The following is a 22,604-nucleotide window of genomic DNA, read 5'->3' as shown; positions in this document are numbered from 1 at the left end:
GGCTGCCGTACGGACGTCAGCGGTACGGCGGCCGCCGCCGCGAACTCGATGTCGTCGTACCCCACCAGCGCCACGTCCCCGGGCACCGACACCCCCGCCCCGTACAGCGCCTGCAACACCCCGAGCGCCAGCAGGTCGTTGGCGCAGAAGACGGCCGTCGGCCGCGGGGACATCCCCAGCAGCCGCGCCCCCGCGTCCCGCCCCGCCGCCACATCCAGCCGCTCGACCTCGACATGGCGCAGCGCGTCGTCGTCCAGGCCCGCCTCGCGCAGGGCGCGCACCGCGCCGGTGCGGCGGTCGTGGCACTGGGCCAGCTGCATCGGCCCGCTGACGTACGCGATGGAGCGGTGGCCCTGGTCGAGGAGGTGGCGGGCGGCCAGCGTGCCGCCGGTGACATCGTCGACCGAGACCGAGCAGCCCTCCGCGCTGGGCACCACCCGGTCGACGAAGACGAACGGTATCCCGTGCCGCCGGAACGACTCCAGGTTGCGCCCGCTGATGTCGGCGGGGGTGACCAGCACCCCGCGCACCCGCTGCTCGGAGAAGAGCGCCAGATACTCGGCCTCCTCGTCGGGGCTCTGCGCGCTGTTGCACACCATCACCCCGAGCCCCGCCTCACGCGCCGCCCGCTCCGCACCACCGGCCACGTCCACGAAGAACGGATTCGCCATGTCCAGCACCAACAGCGAAATGATCCGGCTGCGCCCCGCCCGCAGCTGACGCGCCGACTCACTGCGCACATACCCCAGCCGCTCGATGGTGGCGAGCACCCGGGCCCGGGTCTCCTCGGACACCGACTCCGGACGGTTGATCACGTTGGAGACCGTGCCGACGGAGACCCCGGCCTGGCGGGCCACCTCCTTGATGCCCACCGGGCGTGCCATCAAGCCGCGACTTCCACAAGCTCCAGGCCGGTGAGGTCGGCGAGGGCGCGCAGCTCGGGCAGCAGCCGGCCGGTGGCCAGCGCCCAGTGGTGGGCGACCCCGCTCGCGCTCCAGGCATCCGTCCACTCCCCCGGGTCGCAGCCGAAGTCGACACGGGAGGTGGTGTTGCCGATCTCCAGCAGCGGGCCGCCGACCACCTCGCCCTCGGAAGCAACGATCTTGTAGCGGCCGTCCCGGGTCTGGCCGAGCCCGACGAGGGTGACCGGGCCGTGCCGCACATCGAACTCGACGGACACCCCCCAGCCGCGTTTGCCGTGGTAGACGCCGAGGCCGCGCAGCAGCGGCCTGCGTTCGCTGATGGCCAGGTGGCCGGGCCCGTCGTGGCCCATCTCCACCACCGCGTCCCGGAAGTTGAGCGCCTGCAGCTCGGTGAAGGAGCCGCCCGCGCCGAACCGGTCGCAGATCAGCATGGCCAGTGAGGTGCGCAGCTCGTACTCGCCGGCCGCCGGGACGCCGCGCGCGGTCAGCAGCGACGAGCCGAGGATCATGCCCGCGCCCAGCTTCTCGTGGACCTCGCCGTCCAGGCCCCGGTGGTAGTACGCCAGCGAGTCCAGGTCGAAGTCGGCCACCAGCCGGTCAAGACCGACGGACACGCGCGCCGCCCAGGCCAGGTCCTCCTCGACGACGGAGTCGGCGAGCTCGAACACCTCACGGGTCTCGGCCAGCTTCGCCGCCACCTCGTCGTCCTTGACCTGCTGGACCCGCACCCGCAGATCGTCGAACTCCAGGACCTCGACATGGCCGCCGAGGTTGCCGGTGACCATGGTGAGGTCGGTGGACACGTCGTACATCCCCGGATAGAGGTGTCCCATCAGCCCGTGGCGGCCGTGGCGCAGCACGGACCGCACCCCGGCGGCCCGGATCCAGCGGCCGATGCGGTCCCAGGCCCGCTGGTCCTCCAGATATCCGGACACCGAGCGGAAGGGGACGCCGACCCGCTCGAAGGCGTTCGCCATCTCCGGCAGCGGACACGCGCCGCAGTAGGCGAGCCAGGCGCCGGTGTCGAAGGACGCGTGGTCCATGGCCTCGGTGGGCTGCAGGTTGATCAGCAGCACGGGGGCGCCACTGCGCTGGGCGATGGGCACCAGCATGGTGGCGGTCATATAGGTGGTGAGAAAGCCGACGATCAGGTCGCAGTCGGCCGCGCGGAGCTTTTCGGCGGCCGCCGCGCCCTCCTGGGCGTCGGAGATGAAGCCCACGTCGACGACCTCGGCGTCGAACTCCCGCATGCGTTCGGTCACCCGGGCCGCGGAGCGGCGCAGCTGCGGGAGCAGATCGGGGAACTGGGGCCAGTACGCCCCGAGTCCGCCCGCGACCAGCCCGATCTTCGGTTTGCGGGCGACGGCGGGGAGACGTTCGGTCATGGTGGATCTCTCACATTCCTTTCCTGGTGCGATCGGAGGGGGCGGGCCGGGGTGTTTCCCCGCCCCGCCCCTCCCGGGGCTACGCGAGGTGGAAGACCTCCGTCAGCGGTTTCATCGCCTCATCCGGCTTCGCGCCGTCCAGCGCCTCGAAGAACTCCGCCATCTGAGCCTGCCACCTGGCGTTGACGTCCGTCTCCGCCATGGCCGCCTGGGCCGCCGCGAAGTCCTCCGTCTCCAGATAGCCGACCAGCAGGCCGTCCTCGCGCAGGAAGAGCGAGTAGTTGTGCCAGCCGGTGGCGGAGAGGGCGTCGAGCATCTCGGGCCAGACGGCCACGTGGCGCTCGCGGTATTCCTCAAGCCGGTCCTGGCGGACCTTCAGCAGAAAGCAGACGCGCTGCACGCCGGGCCGCCTCAGAAGTCGAAGTCGTCGATGTTGTCCTTGTTGAAGACGGTGGGCGGGCCGAGGATGATCTCGCCGTCCTTGCCGATGGTGTACTCGCCGAGCTTGCCGGCCTTGAACTTCTCCCCCTGCGCGCCGGTGATCTGCCCGGACGCCAGCGCCGCGGCCGCGTAGGAGCCGAGGTAGCCGAGCTTCTTCGGGTCCCACAGGGAGAACTGCTCGACCGTGCCGTCCTTGACGTACTTGCGCATCTGGTTGGGCGTGCCGAGGCCGTTGATGACGACCTTGCCCTTGTACGAGGAGCCGCTGATGTAGCGGGCGGCCGCCGCGATGCCGACCGTGGTGGGCGAGATGATGCCCTTCAGGTTCGGGTAGGCCTTGAGCAGGCCCTGGGTCTCCTGGAAGGACTTCTGGTCGTCGTCGTCCCCGTAGGCGGTCTTGACCAGCTTCATGTTCTTGTACTTGGGCTTCTTCAGCTCGTCCTTCATGAACTCGATCCAGGTGTTCTGGTTGGTCGCGTTCTGGGTGGCCGAGAGGATGGCGATCTCGCCCTTGTAGCCGAGCTGTTCGGCGATGTGCTGGACCTGGCTGCGGCCGATCTCCTCCGAGCTGGCCTGGTTGATGAACAGCTGGCGGCATTCCTTGGCCGTGTCGGAGTCGTACGCGACGACCTTGATGTCCTTCTTCATGGCCTGCTTGAGCGGGCCGCACACCGCGTTGGGGTCGTTGGCGGCGATGAGGATGGCGTCCTGCCGCTGCTGGATGAGGGTGTTGATGTACGACACCTGGGAGGAGGCACTGGCGTCGGAGGGGCCGACCTCCTTGCCCTTGCCGCCGAACTCCCCGGCCGCCTCGATGCCCGCGTCGTCGACGATCTTCTCGTACGGGTTGTTGATCTGCTTGGGCAGGAAGGCGAGCTTGAGCCCCTTCTTCAGCGGGGCGTCGGGGTTGGCCTTGGCATCGACGGCCTTGGCGTCACCGCCGTTGTCGGAGGAGTCCTTCTTGGTGGTGCCGCCGCACCCGGCGAGGGTGACGGCCAGGGCACAGGCCGCGGCGACGGAGGCAGCGGCGCGGCGCCGGGAGGACGTGCGGAGGTACATGGGGAAACCTTTCAAGGAAGCTGCGAAGTGGGACGTGGTGCGGCGACGCGTCAGCTGGAGGGGGTGGCGGCGGCTCTGCGGTGGCGCCATTCGCTGACGGTGGAGATCAGACGGGGGGTGAGGACGGAGGCCACCAGCAGCAGCCCGGTGACGATCACCTGGACCTCGTTGGCCACGTCGTTGAGGGTGAGCAGGTTCTTCAGGATGCCGATCAGCAGCACTCCGGCGACCGCGCCGAAGAGGGTGCCCTTTCCGCCGTCGAAGTCGATGCCGCCGAGCAGGACGGAGGCGATGACCAGCATCTCGAAGCCCTGGCCGTTGTCGGCGCGGGCGCTGCCGTAGCGGAGGGTGAACACCACGCCCGCGAAGGCGGAGACGAGCCCGGTGACGACGAACAGGAGGAGCTTGATGCGCCCCACGCGGATGCCGGCGAAGTACGCGGCGTCCTCCTGGGCGCCGATGGCGAACAGCGACCGGCCCAGGCCCGTGGCGTGCAGCACCACCGCGGCGACGACGGCCAGCACGATGAACAGCGCCACCGGATAGGTGATGGGGGTGCCCGGGATGGTGGTGGTGTCCACCGCCCACTTGGCGTAGGTCTCGGGGAAGTCGGTGATGGCGTTGGAGCCGAGCACCACGGAGGCAAGACCCCGGTAGAGGGCGAGGGTGCCGATGGTGACGGCGAGCGAGGGCAGCCCGACCTTGGTGACCAGCCAGCCGTTGAGCAGGCCACCGGCCACGCCGACCAGCAGCACCACGGGCACGATCGTCTCGAACGCCCAGCCGGAGTCCCACAGCTGCCCGGTGAGGGCGCTGCTCAGCCCCAGCATCGAGGCCACTGACAGGTCCACCTGCCCCGCCACCACCAGCAGCGTCATGGGCAGCGCCATCAGCGCCACCTCGGCGATGTCGTTGAAGGCGAAGGCCAGGTTGTCGCGGCTCGCGAAGCCGTCGGTGGTGCCGAGGCCCGTGACGAAGACCGCCACCAGCAGCACGCCGACCGCGGTGTCCCAGCGCAGCGCTCCGCGCAGCGGGCTCATCGGGCGCTCCTCTTCCTCAGCGCACGGGTCATGCGCACATTGACGATCCGGTCCACGCTGATCGCCGCCAGCAGCAGGGCGCCGGCGATGGCGTCCTCCCAGAAGGAGTCGACCTTCAGCACGGACAGGGCGCTGCCGATGGTGGTGAGCAGCAGCGCGCCCAGCGCCGCGCCCCACACCGTGCCGACACCGCCGACGATGGCGACGCCGCCGACCACCACGGCGCTGACCACGGTCAGCTCCCAGCCGTGCGCGTTGTCCGCGACGACGGTGCCGAAGCGGGCCAGCCACAGCGCGCCCGCGAAACCGGCGACGGCGCCGGAGAAGACGTACGCGCCCAGCACCCGGCGGCGGATCGGCACCCCGGCCAGCCGGGCGGCCTCCGGGCTGGAGCCGATGGCGTACAGCTCGCGGCCACTGCGGTAGCCGCGCAGGAAGTACGCGGTCGCGGCGAGCACGGCGAAGGAGATCAGCGGCAGATACGGGATGCCGAGCACGCTGCCGCTGCCGAGGTCCAGTACGGACTGCGGCACATCGGCGGCGTTGATCTGCTCGCCTTCGGCCCACCAGTAGTCGACGCCCTGGATGATGTAGAGCATCCCGAGGGTCACCACCAGCGCGGGCACCTTGCCGAAGCTGACGAGCGCGCCGCTGACCAGGCCGCAGGCCATGCCGACGGCGATGCCGAGCAGGGCCACCAGCAGCGGCCCGTGGTCCGTGCCGGACACGAACTTGCCGCAGGCGAAGGCGGAGAGCCCCACCACGGAGCCCACCGACAGGTCGATGTTGCGGGTGACCACGACCACGGACTGCCCCACCGCGAGCAGCACCAGGATCGCGGCGTTGAGCAGCAGGTCCTTGACGCCCTGGCTGTTGAGGAAGCGGGGCTCGGCGATCCAGGTGAAGAGCACCAGGAGCACCAGGGCCCCGGCGATGCTGATCTCCCGCGCGCGGAAGACGGTGTCGACCAGCGAGCGCGCGGAGCGGCCCGTCTCGGCCTGCGCCGTGGGTTTCTCGATGGTGGCCGTCATGCCGCAGCCCTTCCCTTGCCGGTACGGCCGGTCGCGGCGGCCATGACGGACTCCTCGGTGGCCTCGGCGCGCGGGATCTCCGCGACCAGGCGGCCCTCGTGCATCACCAGGACCCGGTCGGCCATGCCCAGCACCTCGGGCAGGTCGGAGGAGATCATCAGCACCGCGAGCCCTTCGGCGGCCAGCGACGACAGCAGCCGGTGCACCTCGGCCTTGGTGCCGACGTCGATACCGCGCGTCGGCTCGTCGACGATGAGCACCGCCGGGTCGGTGGCCAGCCACTTGGCGAGCACGACCTTCTGCTGGTTGCCACCGGACAACACGCCGACCTGGTCGCTGAGCCTGCCGTACTTCAGCTGCAGCCTGGTTGCCCAGTCGGTGGCCCGGCCGCGCTCCAGGGCCCGCTTGACGAGCCCCCCGCCGCTGATCCGGTCAAGGCCGGTGAGGCCGATGTTCCGCTCGATGGACATCTCCATCACCAGCCCGCGCTGGCGCCGGTCCTCGGGTACGAGCGCGAGCCCGGCGGCCATCGCGGCGGTCGGCGAGCCGGGCCGCAGCGGCTTCCCGTCCACCCGTACCTCGCCCGCGTCCGCCCGGTCCACGCCGAACACGGCCTGCGCCACCTCGGTGCGGCCGGCGCCGACCAGCCCGGCCAGCGCGACGATCTCACCCCGGCGCACATCGAAGGACACGTCCCGGAACACGCCCTCGCGGGTCAGCCGCCGCACCGACAGCGCCGTCTCGCCCACCCGCGTGTCCTGCTTGGGATACAGCTCGTCCAGGTCCCGGCCCACCATGCGGCGCACCAGGTCGTCCTCGGTGAGGCCGTCCAGCGGCTCGGAGGCCACCCAGCGGCCGTCCCGCAGGGTGGTCACCCGCTGGCAGAGGCGGAAGATCTCCTCCAGCCGGTGCGAGATGAACAGCACGGCCGCGCCCTCGGCGCGCAGCGCCTCGACGACCGAGAAGAGCCGGGCGGTCTCGCTGCCGGTGAGGGCGGCGGTCGGCTCGTCCATGATCAGCACCCGGGCGTCGAAGGAGAGCGCCTTGGCGATCTCCACGATCTGCTGGTCGGCGATGGACAGCCCACGGGCGGGCCGGGCGGGGTCCAGGGCCACCCCGAGCCGCCCCATCAGGGCGGCGGTCGCCTCGCGCACCGCCTTGTGGTCGATCCGGCCGAGCCCCCGCCGGGGCTGGCGGCCCATGAAGATGTTCTCGGCGATCGACAGGTCGGGGAAGAGCGTGGGCTCCTGGTAGATGACGGCGATGCCCACGTCACGGGCGTCGGCGGGGCCGTGGAAGACCACCGGTTCGCCGTCGAGCAGCACCTGTCCGGCGTCGGGGCGGTGGACCCCGGCGAGCGTCTTGATGAGCGTCGACTTACCGGCGCCGTTCTCGCCGGCGAGGGCGTGCGCCTCGCCCGGGAACAGCTCGAGGGAGACGTCCCGCAGGGCGCGTACGGCGCCGAAGGATTTGTTCACCCCCTTGAGGGCGAGGACCGGAACTCCGGTCGAAACAGCCTGGCTCACGGTGTCGATGTCTCCTTGCTTCCTTGCAAGAGTGGCCTTCAGGCCGCAGGAAAATGAAATGTTTCAAAGTCGGTGTCGGGAAGCTAGCCCGGCGATTTGCCACCGTCAAGGGGGTATGCGCCAGGTAAACCAAGTCGTTGTCGTCCCTCTTGACGCGTCAGCGGCGGTGGACCTACGGTCCAGTAGCTTCAGGATTGAATCGTTTTTGCATGTCGGCGACCCCGACCCCGGGGCCGCACCACTCCTTGACGCCCGACCGTCCACGCGGCTAGCGTCTGTTGAATCGTTTCATAGTTGCCCTCGAGGAGACGCATGTCTGACCTTTCGGCCGTGAAGGCGGCCCTCAAGACCCAGGCCATCGAGACGCCGTCATGGGCGTACGGCAACTCTGGAACCCGCTTCAAGGTCTTCGCCCAGCCCGGTGTCCCGCGCACCCCGCAGGAAAAGCTCGACGACGCCGCCCAGGTACACGCCTTCACCGGGGTGGCCCCCACCGTCGCCCTGCACATCCCCTGGGACAAGGTGGACGACTACGCGGCGCTCGCCAAGCACGCGCAGGAGCGCGGGCTGAAGCTCGGCGCCATCAACTCCAACGTCTTCCAGGACGACGACTACAAGCTCGGCTCGGTCACCAACCCCGACCCCGAGATCCGCGGCAAGGCGCTCGCCCACCTCCTGGAATGCGTCGACATCATGGACGCCACGGGCTCCCGCGACCTCAAGCTCTGGTTCTCCGACGGCACCAACTACCCCGGCCAGGACGACATCGCCGCCCGCCAGGACCGGCTCGCCGAGGCCCTGCAGGCCGTCTACGAGCGACTGGGCGACGACCAGCGGCTGCTGCTTGAGTACAAGTTCTTCGAGCCCGCCTTCTACACCACCGACGTCCCCGACTGGGGCACCGCCTACGCCCACTGCCTCAAGCTCGGCCCCAAGGCCCAGGTCTGCGTCGACACCGGCCACCACGCGCCCGGAACGAACATCGAGTTCATCGTCGCGCTGCTGCTGCGGGAGGGGAAGCTCGGCGCGTTCGACTTCAACTCCCGCTTCTACGCGGACGACGACCTCATGGTGGGCGCGGCTGACCCCTTCCAGCTCTTCCGGATCATGTACGAGGTGGCCCGCGGCGGCGGCCTGGACTCGGGCATCGCGTTCATGCTGGACCAGTGCCACAACATCGAGCCGAAGATCCCTGCGATCATCCGCTCGGTGATGAACGTCCAAGAGGCCACGGCGAAGGCCCTGCTGGTCGACCGGGACGCGCTCGCCGCCGCGCAGGCGTCGGGCGATGTCCTCGGCGCCAACGCGGTGCTGATGGACGCGTACAACACCGACGTGCGGCCGCTGCTGGCGGAGGTCCGCGAGGAACTGGGGATCGACCCCGACCCGATGGCGGCGTACAAGGCCTCCGGCTGGGCGGAGAAGATCGTCGCGGAGCGGGTGGGGGGAACGCAGGCGGGCTGGGGCGCGTAGCGCCTCCGGCGCGCCCGGCCGTCGCCCCGCGCGGGCCGGAGCAACCACCCGCCACCGGGAGGAGACCAACCAGCGGGCGCGCCCGATCGGGCGGACCCGCCGGGGCCGGGAACGGGCCCGGGCCGCCCAGGCCCGCAACGGTCCGGGTGGCGCGGAACCGTGAGGGCCCGTGCGATGGATTGGCCGACTTCACCAACACACGAAGAGGAAGAACATGACCGCAGAACCGCACCCCGAAGCGGCCACCCTGCTCGAGCGATCACACCGCCTCGGAGCCGACCCCCGGAACACCAACTACGCGGGCGGGAACACCTCCGCCAAGGGCACCGCGACCGACCCCGTCACCGGGCAGGACGTGGAGCTGATGTGGGTCAAGGGGTCCGGCGGTGACCTGGGCACCTTGACCCACGCGGGGCTGGCCGCGCTGCGGCTGGACCGGTTGCGGGCGCTGACCGAGGTCTATCCGGGCGTCGAGCGCGAGGACGAGATGGTCTCCGCGTTCGACTTCTGTCTGCACGGGAAGGGCGGCGCCGCGCCGTCGATCGACACCGCCATGCACGGCCTGGTCGACGCCGCCCATGTCGACCACCTGCACCCCGACTCGGGTATCGCGCTCGCGTGTGCCGCCGACGGTGAGGCGCTGACCAAGGAGTGTTTCGGCAACCAGGTCGTATGGGTGCCCTGGCGCCGGCCCGGGTTCCAGCTCGGCCTGGACATCGCCGCGATCAAGAAGGCCAACCCCGAGGCGATCGGGTGCATCCTCGGCGGCCACGGCATCACCGCCTGGGGCAACACCTCCGACGAGTGCGAGGCCAACTCGCTCCGTATCATCCGCACCGCCGAGCGGTTCCTCGCCGAGCGCGGCAAGGCGGACCCCTTCGGCGCCGTCGTGCCCGGCTACGAGCCCCTCCCCGAGGCCGACCGCCGGGCCCGCGCCGCCGCGCTGGCCCCCGTCCTCCGTGGGCTCGCCTCCATGGACCGCCCCCAGGTGGGCCACTACAACGACTCCGACGCCGTCCTCGACTTCGTCTCCCGCGCCGAACACCCGCGTCTGGCCGCGCTCGGCACCTCCTGCCCGGACCACTTCCTCCGTACGAAGGTCCGCCCGCTGGTCCTGGACCTCCCGCCCACGGCTCCGCTCGACGAGACGATCGCCCGTCTCAAGGAGCTGCACACCGCATACCGGACCGACTACCAGGCGTACTACGAGCGGCATGCGACCCCCGACTCCCCCGCGATGCGCGGCGCCGACCCGGCGATCGTGCTCATCCCCGGTGTGGGGATGTTCAGCTACGGCAAGGACAAGCAGACCGCCCGGGTGGCGGGCGAGTTCTACGTCAACGCGATCAATGTGATGCGCGGCGCCGAAGCCGTGTCGACGTACTCCCCCATCGAGGAGTCGGAGAAGTTCCGCATCGAGTACTGGGCGCTGGAGGAGGCCAAGCTCCAGCGGATGCCGAAGCCCAAGCCCCTGGCGACCCGTGTCGCCCTGGTGACCGGCGCCGGCTCGGGCATCGGCAAGGCGATCGCGAACCGCCTCGTGGCCGAGGGCGCCTGCGTGGTCGTGGCCGACATCAACGCCGAGAACGCCGCGAACGTAGCGACCGAACTGGGCGGCCCGGACAAGGCCGTCCCCGTGACCGTGGACATCACCTCCGAAGACCAGATCAAAGCAGCCTTCGATCAAGCGGTCCTGGCCTTCGGCGGCGTGGACCTCCTCGTCAACAACGCGGGGATCTCCATCTCCAAGCCCCTCCTCGAAACCACCGCCAAGGACTGGGACCTGCAGCACGACATCATGGCGCGCGGCAGTTTCCTCTCCTCCCGCGAGGCGGCCCGGGTCATGATCGACCAGAACATGGGCGGCGACATCATCTACATCGCCTCCAAGAACTCGGTCTTCGCGGGCCCGAACAACATCGCCTACTCCGCCGCCAAGGCCGACCAGGCCCACCAAGTGCGTCTCCTGGCAGCCGAACTGGGCGCACACGGCATCCGGGTCAACGGCGTGAACCCCGACGGAGTGGTCCAGGGCTCCGGGATCTTCGCGGGCGGCTGGGGCGCGCAACGCGCGGCGACCTACGGCATCCCCGAGGAAGAGCTGGGCAAGTTCTACGCCCAGCGCACCCTGCTCAAGCGCGAGGTCCTGCCCGAACACGTGGCGAACGCGGTGTTCGCGCTCACCGGGGGCGACCTGACGCACACCACCGGTCTGCACGTCCCGGTCGACGCCGGGGTCGCGGCGGCCTTCCTGCGCTGACGCGCGCGTGAGGGGGCGGGGGTGCAGGGGTGGCGCCCTGGACGCTTACGCATATTTGTGGCGCCAAGTTCCGGTCCAGGCCACGCTTCCGGGCACCGGCGCCGTAAATATGCGGTCCAGGGTGACAGCCCCGGAGGCCCCGCCCCCGCCCCGTACCGAGCACCGCAACGCACCACAACCACGCCGCACCAAGGCCACGCACAGCAACCACCCACGAGGACCCCGTGCCACCGACTCCGTCCAAACAGTGCTTCGCCGCCGTCGACCTAGGCGCCTCCAGCGGCCGTGTCATGGTCGGCACGGTCGCCCCCGGCGCCCTCTCGCTCCAGGAGGTGCACCGCTTCCCCAACCGGCCGGTCCGCGTGGGCGGCACCCTGCACTGGGACATCCTCGCCCTCCACCAGGGCGTCCTGGACGGCCTCCGCGCCGCAGCCGAGGCCGCCCGGGCCGCGAACACCCGGCTGACCAGCGTCGGCATCGACAGCTGGGCCGTCGACTACGGCCTCCTGGGCGCCGACGGGGCGCTGCTCGGCAACCCCGTCCACTACCGCGACACCCGCACCGACGGCGCCTCCGAAAAGGTGGCGGCCGTCCTCCCGCCCGAGGAGCTGTACGCGGCCACCGGCCTGCAGCACCTCCCCTTCAACACCATCTACCAGCTGACCGCCGCCCGGGGCAGCTCGCCCCTCGCCGCCGCGCACCGCCTCCTCCTCATCCCGGACCTCATCTCGTACTGGCTGACGGGCGAGGCGGGCACCGAGCTGACCAACGCCTCCACCACCCAGCTGATCGACCCGCGCACCCGCGACTGGTCCCGCGCCGTCGCCGCCGTCGCCGGCACCCTCGGCATCGACCTGTCACTCTTCCCGCCGCTGCGCCGGCCCGGCGACCCGGCAGGAGAACTGAGCCCGGAGATCCTGTCCGCGACCGGCATCGAAGGCCCCGTCCCGGTCACGGCCGTGGGCTCGCACGACACGGCCTCCGCCGTCGTCGGCGTCCCCGCCACCACGCCGGACTTCGCGTACATCGCCACCGGCACCTGGTCCCTGGCCGGTCTTGAGCTCGACGCCCCGGTGCTCACCGAGGCGAGCCGGCGGGCCAACTTCACCAATGAGCTCGGGGTGGACGGCACGGTCCGCTATCTGCGCAACATCATGGGCCTGTGGATGCTGCAGGAGTGCCTGCGCACCTGGGAAGCCGAAGGCACCCCCCAAAACCTTCAAACGCTCCTGACCCAGGCAGCCCAGGCCACCCCCCTCCGCTCGGTGGTCGACGCCGGGGCTCCCGAGTTCATCGCCCCGGACCGGATGCCCGACCGGATCGCGGAGGCCTGCCGCCGCACCGGCCAGCCGGTCCCGCGTACGCCCGCCGAGACCGCCCGCTGCGTCCTGGACTCCCTCGCGCTCGCCCACCGCCGGGCGATCCTGGACGCCCAGCACCTCTCCGGCCGTACGGTCCGCACCGTGCACATCGTCGGGGGCGGCGCGCACAACGCGCTGCTGTGCCGGCTGACCGCCGACGCCTGTGGGCTGCCGGTGGTCGCGGGCCCGGCGGAGGCGGCGGCGCTCGGCAACGTCCTGGTGCAGGCCAGAACCGCGGGGGTGGTCACCGGCGGCCTGTCCGACCTGCGTGCGCTGCTTCACAGCACCCAGCCGCTGAGGCAGTATGAGCCGTCGGGTGATCAAGCAGCGTGGTCCCGGGCGGCCGCCCTCGTCGAGGACGTCGAGGGCGGGCGGGCCGGGAGCCAGGAGGAGGAAACGTGCGCGTAGCGCTCTTCATCACCTGCGTCAACGACACCCTCTATCCCCGCACCGGGCAGGCCGTCGTCACCCTCCTCGAGCGACTGGGTGTCGACGTCGGCTTTCCGCCGGGGCAGAGCTGCTGTGGTCAGGCGCAGTTCAACACCGGCTACCGCCACGAGACCGAGCCCCTGGTGCGCCGCTTCGCCGACGCGTTCGAGGACTACGACTACGTGGTGACCCCCTCCGGCTCGTGCGCCGCCATGGTGCGCGACAACTATCCGAGGATCGGGGCGAAGGCGGCCGCCGAGGGCCGTGGCCAGGAGCTGACGGAGCTCGCGGCCGCGGCGGTGCCCAAGACGTACGAGCTCACCGAGTTCCTCACCGATGTCCTCAAGGTGACGGACGTGGGCGCGTACTATCCGCACACCGTGACCTACCACCCCACCTGCCACGGCCTGCGGATGCTGCGCCTGGGCGACCGCCCCCGCAAGCTCCTCGCGGCCGTCCAGGGGCTTGAGCTGGTCGAGCTGCCGGGGGCCGAGGAGTGCTGCGGCTTCGGCGGCACGTTCGCCGTCAAGAACACGGCGGTCTCGGCCGCGATGGGCGCCGACAAGGCGCGCAACATCACCGCCACCGGAGCCGAGGCGGTGTGCACGGTCGACAACTCGTGCCAGATGCACATCGGCGGGACGCTCGCCCGGCAGGGCTCGACGGTCCGCCCGGTCCACATCGCCGAGATCCTGGCGAGCACCGAAGGAGACATCTGGTGACCGGCACCTATCTGGGCATGCCCGCCTTCCCCGACGCGGCCGCCACCTCGACCAGGAACACGCAGCTGCGGGCCAATCTGCGGCACGCCACCCACACCATCCGCGCCAAGCGTGCCAAGGCCGTCGCGGAGCTGGACGACTGGGGCGAGCTGCGCGCCGCGGGTGCGGCGATCAAGGACCGTACGCTGCGCCATCTCGACCACTATCTGGAGCGGTTGGAGAGCGCCGTGACGGCGGCGGGCGGCCAGGTGCACTGGGCGGCGGACGCGGACGAGGCGAACCGGATCGTCACCGAGCTGGTCCGGGCCACCGGAGAGCGCGAGGTCGTCAAGGTCAAGTCGATGGCCACGCAGGAGATCGGGCTGAACGACGCTCTCGCCGAGGCGGGCATCCGCGCGTACGAGACCGATCTGGCGGAGCTCATCGTGCAGCTCGGCGACGACCTGCCCTCGCACATCCTGGTGCCCGCGATCCACCGCAACCGCACGGAGATCCGCGACATCTTCACCGGCCGGATGGCCCGCTGGGGCCGCCCGGCGCCGGAGGGGCTGACGGACGCCCCGGCGGATCTGGCGGAGGCGGCCCGGCTGCATCTGCGCGAGAAGTTCCTGAACGCCAAGGTCGGCATCTCGGGCGCCAACTTCATGGTGGCCGAGACCGGCACGCTGGTCGTGGTGGAGTCGGAGGGCAACGGCCGGATGTGCCTGACGCTCCCCGAGACGCTGATCTCCGTCGTGGGCATCGAGAAGGTGGTGCCGACGTGGCAGGACCTGGAGGTGTTCCTGCAGCTCCTGCCCCGCTCCTCGACGGCGGAGCGGATGAACCCGTACACCTCCACCTGGACGGGGACCACCGACGGCGACGGCCCGCGCGTCTTCCACCTGGTGCTCCTCGACAACGGCCGGACGGACACGCTCGCCGACACCGTCGGGCGCCAGGCGCTGCGCTGCATCCGCTGCTCGGCGTGTCTGAATGTGTGCCCGGTGTACGAGCGGGCGGGCGGCCATGCGTACGGGTCGGCGTACCCGGGGCCGATCGGAGCGATCCTCACGCCGCAGCTGCGCGGCACACAGAGCGAACTGGACGCCTCGCTGCCGTACGCCTCGTCGCTGTGCGGGGCGTGCTACGAGGTGTGCCCGGTGGCCATCGACATCCCGGAGATCCTGGTCCATCTGCGCGAGCGGGTGGTCGAGGGCGGCCCGGCGTCGGTGCGCGGGATGCGGACCGTCATCAAACCGGCCAAGGGGCATGCCGCGGAGCGCGCCGCCATGCGGGCGGCGCGCTGGGCCTTCGACCACCCGGGTGTGCTGCGCGCCGGGCAGCGGCTGGCCTCCCGTACCCGGCGCTTCCATCCGCGCCGGCTGCCGGGGCCGGGGCGGGCGTGGACGGACACCCGGGAGCTGCCGGAGGTGCCCGCCGAGTCGTTCCGGGACTGGTGGCGCAGAACACGCGGCGACGAAGGCGGAACCAGCGGCAAGAGCGGCGATGCCGGCAAGAGCGGGACGAAGGGGAAGAGGACGACGACGTGAGCAGCCGAGACCTGGTGCTGGCCCGCGTCCGCCGCGCGCTGGCGGACGTCCCCCGTGCGGAGCGCCCCTCCGAGACCCCCGTGGACCGCGGCTATCTGCGGGCCCATGGGGAGCGGACCGCCGCGCAGACCGTGGATCTGCTCGCGGAGAACCTGGCCGACTACCGGGCGGTCGTCCACCGTACGGACCCCAAGGGGCTCCCCGGTCTGATCGCCGGGCTGCTGGACGGGCGCGGCGCGACCAGCGTGGTGCTGCCGCCGGGGCTGCCCGCCGACTGGCTCTCGGCCGTCGACGCGCAGCGGGTGGAGCGGATCGCGGACACCCCGGAGCTGACCCCGCACGACCTGGACGCGGTCTCCAGCGTCGTCACGGGCTGCGCGGTGGCCGTGGCCGAGACGGGGACCGTCGTGCTGGACGCGGGTCCGGACCAGGGGCGGCGGCGCATCACGCTGGTGCCCGACCACCACATCTGTGTCATCCGGGTGCCCGAGCAGGTCGTGGACTCGGTGCCGCAGGCCCTTGAACGGCTGGCTCCGGGGCGCCCGTTGACCTGGATCTCCGGGCCGTCCGCGACCAGCGACATCGAGCTGGACCGGGTGGAGGGGGTGCACGGCCCGCGCACCCTGGAGGTCGTCCTCGTCGAGGGCTGAGCGGGCCGCGCGGGGCCGCGCGCCGATGCGGCCTTGCTCACATACCCGCGGTAACACCGCACTTGGACGGTTTGCACCGGTGCCGTTGTCGGTGGCTGCCCGTACTCTAGTGCCCATGCGTCCGACTCCTACTCACCACGAACCCGCTTTAATCACCACGCCCACCGACCAGGCGAACGAGGCGATCCGTGTGTTTCTGCGCGCGCGGGCCGGCCGGGCGCTGCGCCCTCAGGAGCGCGTCGAATACGGTCGGTTGCTCTCGGTCTACACCAGGGCGCTGCGGGGAGAGGTCGAGCAGGCCGCATGAGCCGTCGGCGGCGCGCGGGGAAGCGTGTCGCGGGTCACGCCCTGCGCTTGTGGCCTGAACTGCCCCTTGTGATGGAGTATCACCGTCCATAGGTTGTGAACTCGTTGTGCGCCCTGCCGCTTGACGCGGGGGTGGAGCGGCAGGGCGCCAGCCACATCACGGGGGGACTGACCACTCCATGCGCACTGCCGGAAGAGTCGTGCTCGGTGTCACAGCCGTCGCGGTCGTGGGCGTTGCAGGCCTCGGCGCGTACAACGTGTACACCGGGCTCACCGGAGGCAACCAGGGGCCGGGCCACGACGGGCCGGTGACCGCGTCGGAAGTGCGGGAGACCGCGAAGAGGTTTCTGGCCGCCTGGGCCGATCAGAACGATATGCGGGCCGCGCAGCTCACCAATGACGCCGAGTCCGCCGTGGCCGCGCTGAGCGGCTACCGCAAGGACGGCCATGTGGCAAAGCTGACGCTCAAGGCGGGCCGGCCGGACGGCACCCGGGTGCCGTTCGACGTCACGGCCGACATCTCCTTCGAGGACGCCCACTCCACCTGGACGTATGCCTCACAGCTGTCGGTGGTGCGGGGCAGGACGACGGGCAGACCGCTGGTCGACTGGACGCCCGCGGTGCTGCACCCCAAGCTGTCGGCCGAACGTCCGGCCCTGCGGACGGGCCTGGCCGAGTCGGTGTCGATCAAGGTGGTGGACCGGGACGGCAAGGCGCTGACGAAGGACCGCTATCCCTCGCTCGGCCCGGTGCTGGCCGAACTGCGCAAGCGGTACGGCGCCGCCACGGGCGCCGGCAGCCGGGTCGAGGTGTGGGCGGCCGGCGCGGACGGCGAGACCGCGACGACGCTCCATGTGGTGGCCAAGGGCAAGCCGGGCACGCTGCACACGACGCTCGACGCGCAGGTGCAGCGCCGGGCCGAGAAGGCGGTGGCGGGGCGTACGGGCGCCTCGGTGGTCGCGCTCAAGCCCAGCACGGGTGAGGTGCTGGCGGTCGCCAACTCCGACCGTGCCGAGTTCAACCCGGCCTTACAGGGCGCCACCGCGCCCGGCTCGACGTTCAAGATCGTCACTTCCGCGGCGCTGCTGGAGTCCGGCAAGGTCACGCCCGGCCGCGCCGTGCCCTGCCCCAAGACCACCTCGTACCAGCAGGGCATGACCTTCCACAACGTCGAGGACAGCGAGAATCCGGCCGCCACCTTCGCCCAGGACTTCGCTGCCTCCTGCAACACCGCCTTTGTCTCGCTGGCCGGCGATCTGTCCGACAGCACCGTCGCGGACGAGGCGCGGGAGGTGTTCGGGATCGGGCTCGACTGGCACGTGGGCGTGCCGACCTTCGACGGCTCGGTCCCCACGGGCAGCGGTGACGACAAGGCCGCCGCGCTGATCGGGCAGGGCCGGGTGCAGATGAACCCGCTCACCGTGGCCTCGGTCGCGGCCACCGCCCAGACCGGTACGTTCCGCCAGCCCGTCATCGTGCCGCGGTCCCTGATCAGCGAGGAGACGGCGACGGCGGAGCGCGCCCTGAGCCCGACGGCCGTCGGGCAGCTGAAGGCCATGATGCGGCTGACCGCGACCAGCGGCACGGCGGCCCGCGCGATGTCCGGGCTCACGGGGGACATCGGGGCGAAGACGGGCTCCGCCGAGATCGACGGGCAGTCGGACACGAACGCCTGGTTCACGGCGTACCGGAACGACATGGCGGCCGCGGCCGTGGTCGTGCGGGGTGGCCACGGCGGCGACGCGGCGGGTCCGGTCGTCCGGGACGTGCTCACGGCCCACGGCTGACCCGCCCGGGGCTATGCGGCCGCTGGGCCGTCCCCTGCTTCGTACAATGGTTACGCGAAGGGGTTGTCCGGGTGCGGCGCGCGGCCTAGTGTGGCGCCGCGTCATACGGGCCGCACCACCGAGCACGGAGGACCCGGCGTGAAGCGCACGTCCCGCGACATCCGCACCGAGAACCGCTATGAGGTGCTGCGCCACATCATCGCCGAATCCCCCGTCTCCCGGCGGCAGCTGGCCGCCGCGACCGGGCTGAGCCTGGCCACCGTCGCCACCCTCGTCGGCGAACTGCTGGACTTCGGCATGCTGGTGGAGCACGGCTACGAGGACTCCGACGGCGGCCGGCCGCGCGGCCTGGTCGCCGTCAACCCCTCCGGCGGCGCGCTGATCGGCGTGGACGTGGCCGAGACCTATGTCCACGTCGAGCTGTTCGACCTGGCCCTGACCGTGCTGGCCCGCGCCGACGAGGAGCTGCGCCCCGGCGAGCGGGACGCGGAGCGGGTCGTCGGGCGCATCGCCGCCGCCGTGGCGGATGTCGTGGCGCGGTCGGCCGTCGCCGTGGACCGGGTGCTGGGCGTCGGGGTCAGCATGCCGGGGCAGGTGGACCGCGAGGGCGGGGTGTCCGTCTACGCGGCCAACTGGAACTGGCACGACGTCCCGCTGCTCGGCCTGCTGGCCGAACACCTCCCCTACCGCCTCCATCTCGACAATCCGCTGCGCGCCAGCACCGTCGCCGAGCAGTGGTTCGGCGCGGCGCGCGGGCGCGGTGACGCGATCGTGGTCAACCTGGGGACGGGGGTGGGGGCCGGGTTCGCACTGGGCGGCGCGCTGCACCGGGGGGTGACCAACAGCGCCGGGGAGTGGGGGCACACCACCCTCGTCCTGGACGGGCGGCTGTGCCACTGCGGCAACCACGGCTGCGTGGAGACGTATGTGGGCGCCCCCGCCATCATGCGCACCCTCCGGGAGCTGAGCCCCGACAGCCCCCTGCTGCACCCGGACGACCAGACCGCCACCATCGAGGCGCTCGGCCGGGCGCTGGCCGACGGCGATCCGGTGGCCGTGCGGGTGATCCGCGAGACCGCCCGCTACCTCGGCGCGGCCCTGGCCGACCTGGTCAACCTGCTCAACCCGGAGGTGATCGTGGTCAGCAGCTGGGTGGCGGCCGCGCTGGGCGAGCCGCTGCTGGCCGAGGTGCGCGAGGCGGTGGGGCGGCGGGCCCTGCGCCGCCCCTTCGCGAGCGTCGAGATCGTGCTGTGCCCGATCCCGTCCAACCCCGTGAGCCTCGGGGCCGCGACCTTCGCCCTGGAGGGCTCGCTCGCGGCCATGAGATCGAAGCACCACCGCGCCCCCGCCACGAGCGGCGGCCGCGGCAGCGCGTCCTGACGCCCACCCCCGCCCCACGCGCAAGCGCTTGCAACAGACTTCGTCCAACCCCTTGAAAAAGTCTCTCGCCGCTCGTTAACGTCCCATGCTGACGGCCCGGGCCGAGGCGCTCGGGCTCACGCGCGCTCGGGCCGCTGCGGCGCGTGCCGACCGATCCCCTCCCTCGCAACTCTCCCGCGCAGAACCTCCATCGCAGACCGAGGAGACCGATGAGCACCACCCCCGACGCCCAGCTCCCCTACTACGAGGACGTGTCCCCGGGCAGCGGAGGACTGCCGCCCCGCGCCTGGACCGCCGGGTCCGACGCCGCCCGGCTGGGCCTGGGCGGCGACTGGGCCTTCCGGCTGTCGCCGACCGCCACCGCCGAGGACGAGTCCTTCGCCCGCCCCGACTACGACGCCTCCGGCTGGGGCACGGTCGCCGTGCCGGGCCACTGGGTGCTGCAGGGCCACGGCGCGCCCATCTACACCAATGTGCTCTATCCGTTCCCGGTCGACCCGCCGCGGGTGCCCACCGAGAACCCGACCGGCGACCACCGCCGGGTCTTCGACCTGCCCGAGGACTGGCCGGCCGACGGCGGCGCCGTGCTGCGGTTCGAGGGCGTGGAGTCCTGCGCCCGGGTCTGGCTCAACGGGCAGGAGCTGGGCGTCTTCAAGGGCAGCCGGCTGCCCCACGAGTTCGCGGTGGGCGAGCTGCTGCGGCCGCGCGGCAATGTGCTGGCCGTACGCGTCCACCAGTGGTCCTCGGGCAGCTACCTGGAGGACCAGGACCAGTGGTGGCTGCCCGGGATCTTCCGTGAGGTGACCCTGGAGCACCGCCCGGCCGACGCGGTCGCCGACTTCTTCGTCCACGCCTCCTACGACCACACCTCCGGCGAGGGCACGCTGCGGGTCGACGCCGAGCCCGGCGGCCGGGTCACCGTGCCGGAGCTGGGCCTGGACCTGGCCACCGGCGAGAGCGCGACCGTGGCCGTCGAGCCGTGGACCGCCGAGACCCCGCGGCTGTACGAGGCCACGCTCGCCACCGGCGGCGAGCGGGTGGCGCTGCGGGTGGGGTTCCGTACGGTCGTCGTCGAGGACGGCGTGATCAAGGTCAATGGCAAGCGGGTGCTGTTCCGCGGGGTCAACCGGCACGAGTTCCACCCCGAGACCGGGCGCGCCGTGGACCTGGCCACCATGCGCCAGGACCTGGTGCTGATGAAGCGGCACAACATCAACGCCGTACGCACCAGCCACTACCCGCCGCACCCCGCCTTCCTGGACCTGTGCGACGAGCTGGGCCTGTGGGTGATCGACGAGTGCGACCTGGAGACCCACGGCTTCGGCGACATCGGCTGGCGCAGCAACCCGGTCGACGACGACCGCTGGACCCCGGCCCTGGTGGACCGGGCGCGCCGGATGGTCGAGCGGGACAAGAACCACGCGTCGGTGGTGATGTGGTCGCTGGGCAACGAGTGCGGCACCGGCCGCGGGCTGACCGCCATGGCCGACTGGATCCGCGAGCGGGACCCCTCGCGCGTGATCCACTACGAGGGCGACATGTCCTGCGCCGACACGGACGTCTACTCGCGGATGTACGCCTCGCACGAGGAGGTCGACCAGATCGGCCGGCGCGCCGAGCCCCCCTTGGCCGACGCCGAGCTGGACGCCAAGCGCCGCGGGCTGCCCTTCATCCTGTGCGAGTACGCCCACGCCATGGGCAACGGGCCGGGCGGGCTCAGCGACTACCAGCGGCTGTTCGAGGCGCATGAGCGCTGCCAGGGCGGGTTCGTCTGGGAGTGGATCGACCACGGGATCGCCAAGCGCACCCCCGAGGGCGAACTCTTCTACGGGTACGGCGGGGACTTCGGCGAGGAGCTGCACGACGGCAACTTCGTCTGCGACGGCCTGATCTTCCCCGACCGCACCCCGTCCCCCGGCCTGATCGAGTACAAGAAGGTCATCGAGCCGGTCCGGATCGAGGGCGACGGCGCGGCGGGCACGGTCCGCGTCACCAACACCCATGACTTCGCCGACCTGTCCCACCTGGCGTTCTCCTGGGTCTACGAGGCCGAGGGCGTGGAGGCCGGCGGCGGCGAGCTGACGGTCCCGCCGCTGGCCCCGGGCGAGTCCGCCGACCTCAAGCTCCCCGACCGGCCCGCGACGGGCGCGGGCGGCGAGGCGCTGTGGACCGTACGGGCGCGGCTCGCGGCCGACACCGCGTGGGCACCGGCGGGCCATGAGGTGGCGTGGGGCCAGTTCCCGGCCACCACGTCGACCACCCCGGCCGCCTCGCCCGCCCCGGGGGCCGCCCTCGCGCCGCGCCGTGAGGACGGCGCGATCGTGCTGGGACCGGGCAGCTTCGACCCGGCCACCGGCGCGCTGGTCTCCCTCGGCGGCCTCGCGGTCACCGGCCCCCGGCTCGATCTGTGGCGCGCGCCCACCGACAACGACAACGGCGCGCCCTGGCAGCCCGACGAGCGCTACGGCCTGATCTGGCGCCAACTCGGCCTGCACCGGCTCCACCACCGCGTCGACGCGGTGGAGGTGACGGACGACGCGCTGACCGTCCGCACCCGCGTCGCTCCCGCGGCCACCGACGCCGGCCTGGAGGCCGTCTACCGCTGGACCGCCGACGCGGACGCGGACCAGTTGCGCCTGGCGGTCTCCGTCACCCCGCTGGGCGAGTGGACCTGCCCGCTGCCGCGCCTGGGCGTGCGGCTCGGCGTTCCCGCCGCGCTGGGCCGGGCCGAGTGGTTCGGCGGCGGCCCCGGCGAGGCGTACCCGGACACCTGTGCCGCCTCCCGGATCGGCCGGTGGGCGCTGTCGGTCGACGAGATGCAGACGCCCTACGTCAGGCCGCAGGAGAACGGGGCCCGGGCGGACGTCCGGTGGGCGCGGCTGACCGGCGAGGACGGGACCGGGATCGCGGTGGAGGGCGCTCCGCCGTTCTGGTTCACGGCGCGGCGGTGGACCACGGAGCAGCTGGCCGCGGCCGAGCACACCCCGGACCTGACCGCCTCGGCGGACACGGTGTGGGTGAACCTCGACCACGGGCAGCAGGGCATCGGCAGCCAGTCGTGCGGGCCCGGGGTACTTCCCCAGTACCGCCACCACGCCGCGCCCGCGGAGTTCTCCTTCACCTTCTCGCGCATCTAGAAGGGGAGTTCGTGGTGGGGGGGGGGGGGGGGGGGCGCCCCGCGCGCCCCCCCCCCCCCCCCCCCCCCCCCCCCGCCCGCCCCCCCCCCCCCCCCCCCCCCCCCCCCCGCGGGCGCCACCCCGGGGGGCTAAACCAAAAACAAGGTGGCGGCCGCCGGGGGGCGC

At 71.9% G+C, this 22,604-nt stretch carries 17 protein-coding genes; 10 read left to right on the top strand and 7 right to left on the bottom strand.

Annotated elements, in window-relative coordinates; all coding sequences use genetic code 11:
• The 7 genes from ACFZDL_RS46710 to ACFZDL_RS46680 all read right to left on the bottom strand — a co-directional run.
• The coding region (locus ACFZDL_RS46710; protein ID WP_391194546.1) for a substrate-binding domain-containing protein at positions 1 to 884 on the bottom strand (884 nt) is incomplete at its 3' end.
• A complete protein-coding gene (locus tag ACFZDL_RS46705; RefSeq protein WP_353591407.1) occupies positions 884 to 2,308 on the bottom strand; it encodes an L-fucose/L-arabinose isomerase family protein in 1,425 nt (474 codons plus the stop codon). The genes ACFZDL_RS46710 and ACFZDL_RS46705, both read right to left, overlap by 1 nt.
• Before the next feature lie 79 nt (positions 2,309 to 2,387).
• On the bottom strand, positions 2,388 to 2,708 hold the full coding sequence (locus tag ACFZDL_RS46700) for an L-rhamnose mutarotase (RefSeq protein WP_353591408.1): 321 nt from the start codon (positions 2,706 to 2,708) through the stop codon (positions 2,388 to 2,390).
• Positions 2,709 to 2,719: 11 nt separating this feature from the next.
• Complete coding sequence (gene rhaS / locus ACFZDL_RS46695) at positions 2,720 to 3,808, bottom strand: rhamnose ABC transporter substrate-binding protein (protein WP_353591409.1); 1,089 nt, start codon at positions 3,806 to 3,808, stop codon at positions 2,720 to 2,722.
• 50 nt (positions 3,809 to 3,858) lie between these two features.
• Complete coding sequence (locus tag ACFZDL_RS46690) at positions 3,859 to 4,848, bottom strand: ABC transporter permease (protein ID WP_353591410.1); 990 nt, start codon at positions 4,846 to 4,848, stop codon at positions 3,859 to 3,861.
• Positions 4,845 to 5,879, bottom strand: coding sequence for an ABC transporter permease (locus ACFZDL_RS46685; protein WP_353591411.1), 1,035 nt, complete (start codon positions 5,877 to 5,879; stop codon positions 4,845 to 4,847). Before ACFZDL_RS46685 ends, ACFZDL_RS46690 begins: the two co-directional genes overlap by 4 nt.
• Entirely contained in the window at positions 5,876 to 7,405 is a 1,530-nt protein-coding gene (locus ACFZDL_RS46680) for a sugar ABC transporter ATP-binding protein (RefSeq protein ID WP_353591412.1), read from the bottom strand. Before ACFZDL_RS46680 ends, ACFZDL_RS46685 begins: the two co-directional genes overlap by 4 nt.
• Positions 7,406 to 7,717: 312 nt before the next feature.
• Between ACFZDL_RS46680 and rhaI the strand changes: the two genes are divergently transcribed.
• The 10 genes from rhaI (at position 7,718) to ACFZDL_RS46630 (ending at position 22,439) form a co-directional block, all read left to right on the top strand.
• Positions 7,718 to 8,878 (top strand): L-rhamnose isomerase, encoded by a 1,161-nt coding sequence (rhaI, locus tag ACFZDL_RS46675; protein WP_353591413.1) that lies wholly within the window; start codon positions 7,718 to 7,720, stop codon positions 8,876 to 8,878.
• A 214-nt stretch (positions 8,879 to 9,092) separates the two neighbouring features.
• Positions 9,093 to 11,138 (top strand): bifunctional aldolase/short-chain dehydrogenase, encoded by a 2,046-nt coding sequence (locus ACFZDL_RS46670; RefSeq protein ID WP_353591414.1) that lies wholly within the window; start codon positions 9,093 to 9,095, stop codon positions 11,136 to 11,138.
• A gap of 290 nt (positions 11,139 to 11,428) precedes the next feature.
• On the top strand, positions 11,429 to 12,907 hold the full coding sequence (locus ACFZDL_RS46665) for a rhamnulokinase family protein (RefSeq protein WP_353591658.1): 1,479 nt from the start codon (positions 11,429 to 11,431) through the stop codon (positions 12,905 to 12,907).
• Positions 12,898 to 13,650: a (Fe-S)-binding protein gene (locus ACFZDL_RS46660; RefSeq protein ID WP_353591415.1), complete on the top strand. Its 753-nt coding sequence runs from the start codon at positions 12,898 to 12,900 to the stop codon at positions 13,648 to 13,650. The genes ACFZDL_RS46665 and ACFZDL_RS46660 overlap by 10 nt, the downstream gene beginning before the upstream one ends.
• Complete coding sequence (locus ACFZDL_RS46655; RefSeq protein WP_353591416.1) at positions 13,647 to 15,179, top strand: lactate utilization protein B; 1,533 nt, start codon at positions 13,647 to 13,649, stop codon at positions 15,177 to 15,179. The genes ACFZDL_RS46660 and ACFZDL_RS46655 overlap by 4 nt, the downstream gene beginning before the upstream one ends.
• The gene (locus tag ACFZDL_RS46650; RefSeq protein WP_353591417.1) at positions 15,176 to 15,829 is read left to right on the top strand and encodes an LUD domain-containing protein; all 654 of its coding nucleotides are present in this window, start codon (positions 15,176 to 15,178) and stop codon (positions 15,827 to 15,829) included. Before ACFZDL_RS46655 ends, ACFZDL_RS46650 begins: the two co-directional genes overlap by 4 nt.
• A gap of 115 nt (positions 15,830 to 15,944) precedes the next feature.
• Complete coding sequence (locus tag ACFZDL_RS46645; RefSeq protein ID WP_043489530.1) at positions 15,945 to 16,136, top strand: hypothetical protein; 192 nt, start codon at positions 15,945 to 15,947, stop codon at positions 16,134 to 16,136.
• 178 nt (positions 16,137 to 16,314) lie between these two features.
• Entirely contained in the window at positions 16,315 to 17,922 is a 1,608-nt protein-coding gene (locus ACFZDL_RS46640) for a penicillin-binding transpeptidase domain-containing protein (RefSeq protein WP_353591418.1), read from the top strand.
• Positions 17,923 to 18,060: 138 nt separating this feature from the next.
• Entirely contained in the window at positions 18,061 to 19,302 is a 1,242-nt protein-coding gene (locus tag ACFZDL_RS46635; protein WP_353591419.1) for an ROK family transcriptional regulator, read from the top strand.
• 209 nt (positions 19,303 to 19,511) lie between these two features.
• Positions 19,512 to 22,439 (top strand): glycoside hydrolase family 2 TIM barrel-domain containing protein, encoded by a 2,928-nt coding sequence (locus ACFZDL_RS46630; protein WP_353591420.1) that lies wholly within the window; start codon positions 19,512 to 19,514, stop codon positions 22,437 to 22,439.
• The last annotated feature ends 165 nt before the right edge of the window (positions 22,440 to 22,604 follow it).

The sequence above is a fragment of the Streptomyces sp. NPDC007917 genome (assembly GCF_042959105.1).
Classification (GTDB): domain Bacteria; phylum Actinomycetota; class Actinomycetes; order Streptomycetales; family Streptomycetaceae; genus Streptomyces.
Note: the sequence above shows the minus strand (reverse complement) of the source record. Positions and strands in the feature narration are given on the sequence as shown.

Coding starts and splice junctions, on each gene's coding strand:
- rhaS (WP_353591409.1), bottom strand. CDS start 3,808: ATGTACCTCCGCACGTCCTCCCGGCGCCGCGCCGCTGCCTCCGTCGCC.
- ACFZDL_RS46640 (WP_353591418.1), top strand. CDS start 16,315: ATGCGCACTGCCGGAAGAGTCGTGCTCGGTGTCACAGCCGTCGCGGTC.
- ACFZDL_RS46670 (WP_353591414.1), top strand. CDS start 9,093: ATGACCGCAGAACCGCACCCCGAAGCGGCCACCCTGCTCGAGCGATCA.
- ACFZDL_RS46630 (WP_353591420.1), top strand. CDS start 19,512: ATGAGCACCACCCCCGACGCCCAGCTCCCCTACTACGAGGACGTGTCC.
- ACFZDL_RS46685 (WP_353591411.1), bottom strand. CDS start 5,879: ATGACGGCCACCATCGAGAAACCCACGGCGCAGGCCGAGACGGGCCGC.
- ACFZDL_RS46690 (WP_353591410.1), bottom strand. CDS start 4,848: ATGAGCCCGCTGCGCGGAGCGCTGCGCTGGGACACCGCGGTCGGCGTG.
- ACFZDL_RS46645 (WP_043489530.1), top strand. CDS start 15,945: ATGCGTCCGACTCCTACTCACCACGAACCCGCTTTAATCACCACGCCC.
- ACFZDL_RS46705 (WP_353591407.1), bottom strand. CDS start 2,308: ATGACCGAACGTCTCCCCGCCGTCGCCCGCAAACCGAAGATCGGGCTG.
- rhaI (WP_353591413.1), top strand. CDS start 7,718: ATGTCTGACCTTTCGGCCGTGAAGGCGGCCCTCAAGACCCAGGCCATC.
- ACFZDL_RS46665 (WP_353591658.1), top strand. CDS start 11,429: ATGGTCGGCACGGTCGCCCCCGGCGCCCTCTCGCTCCAGGAGGTGCAC.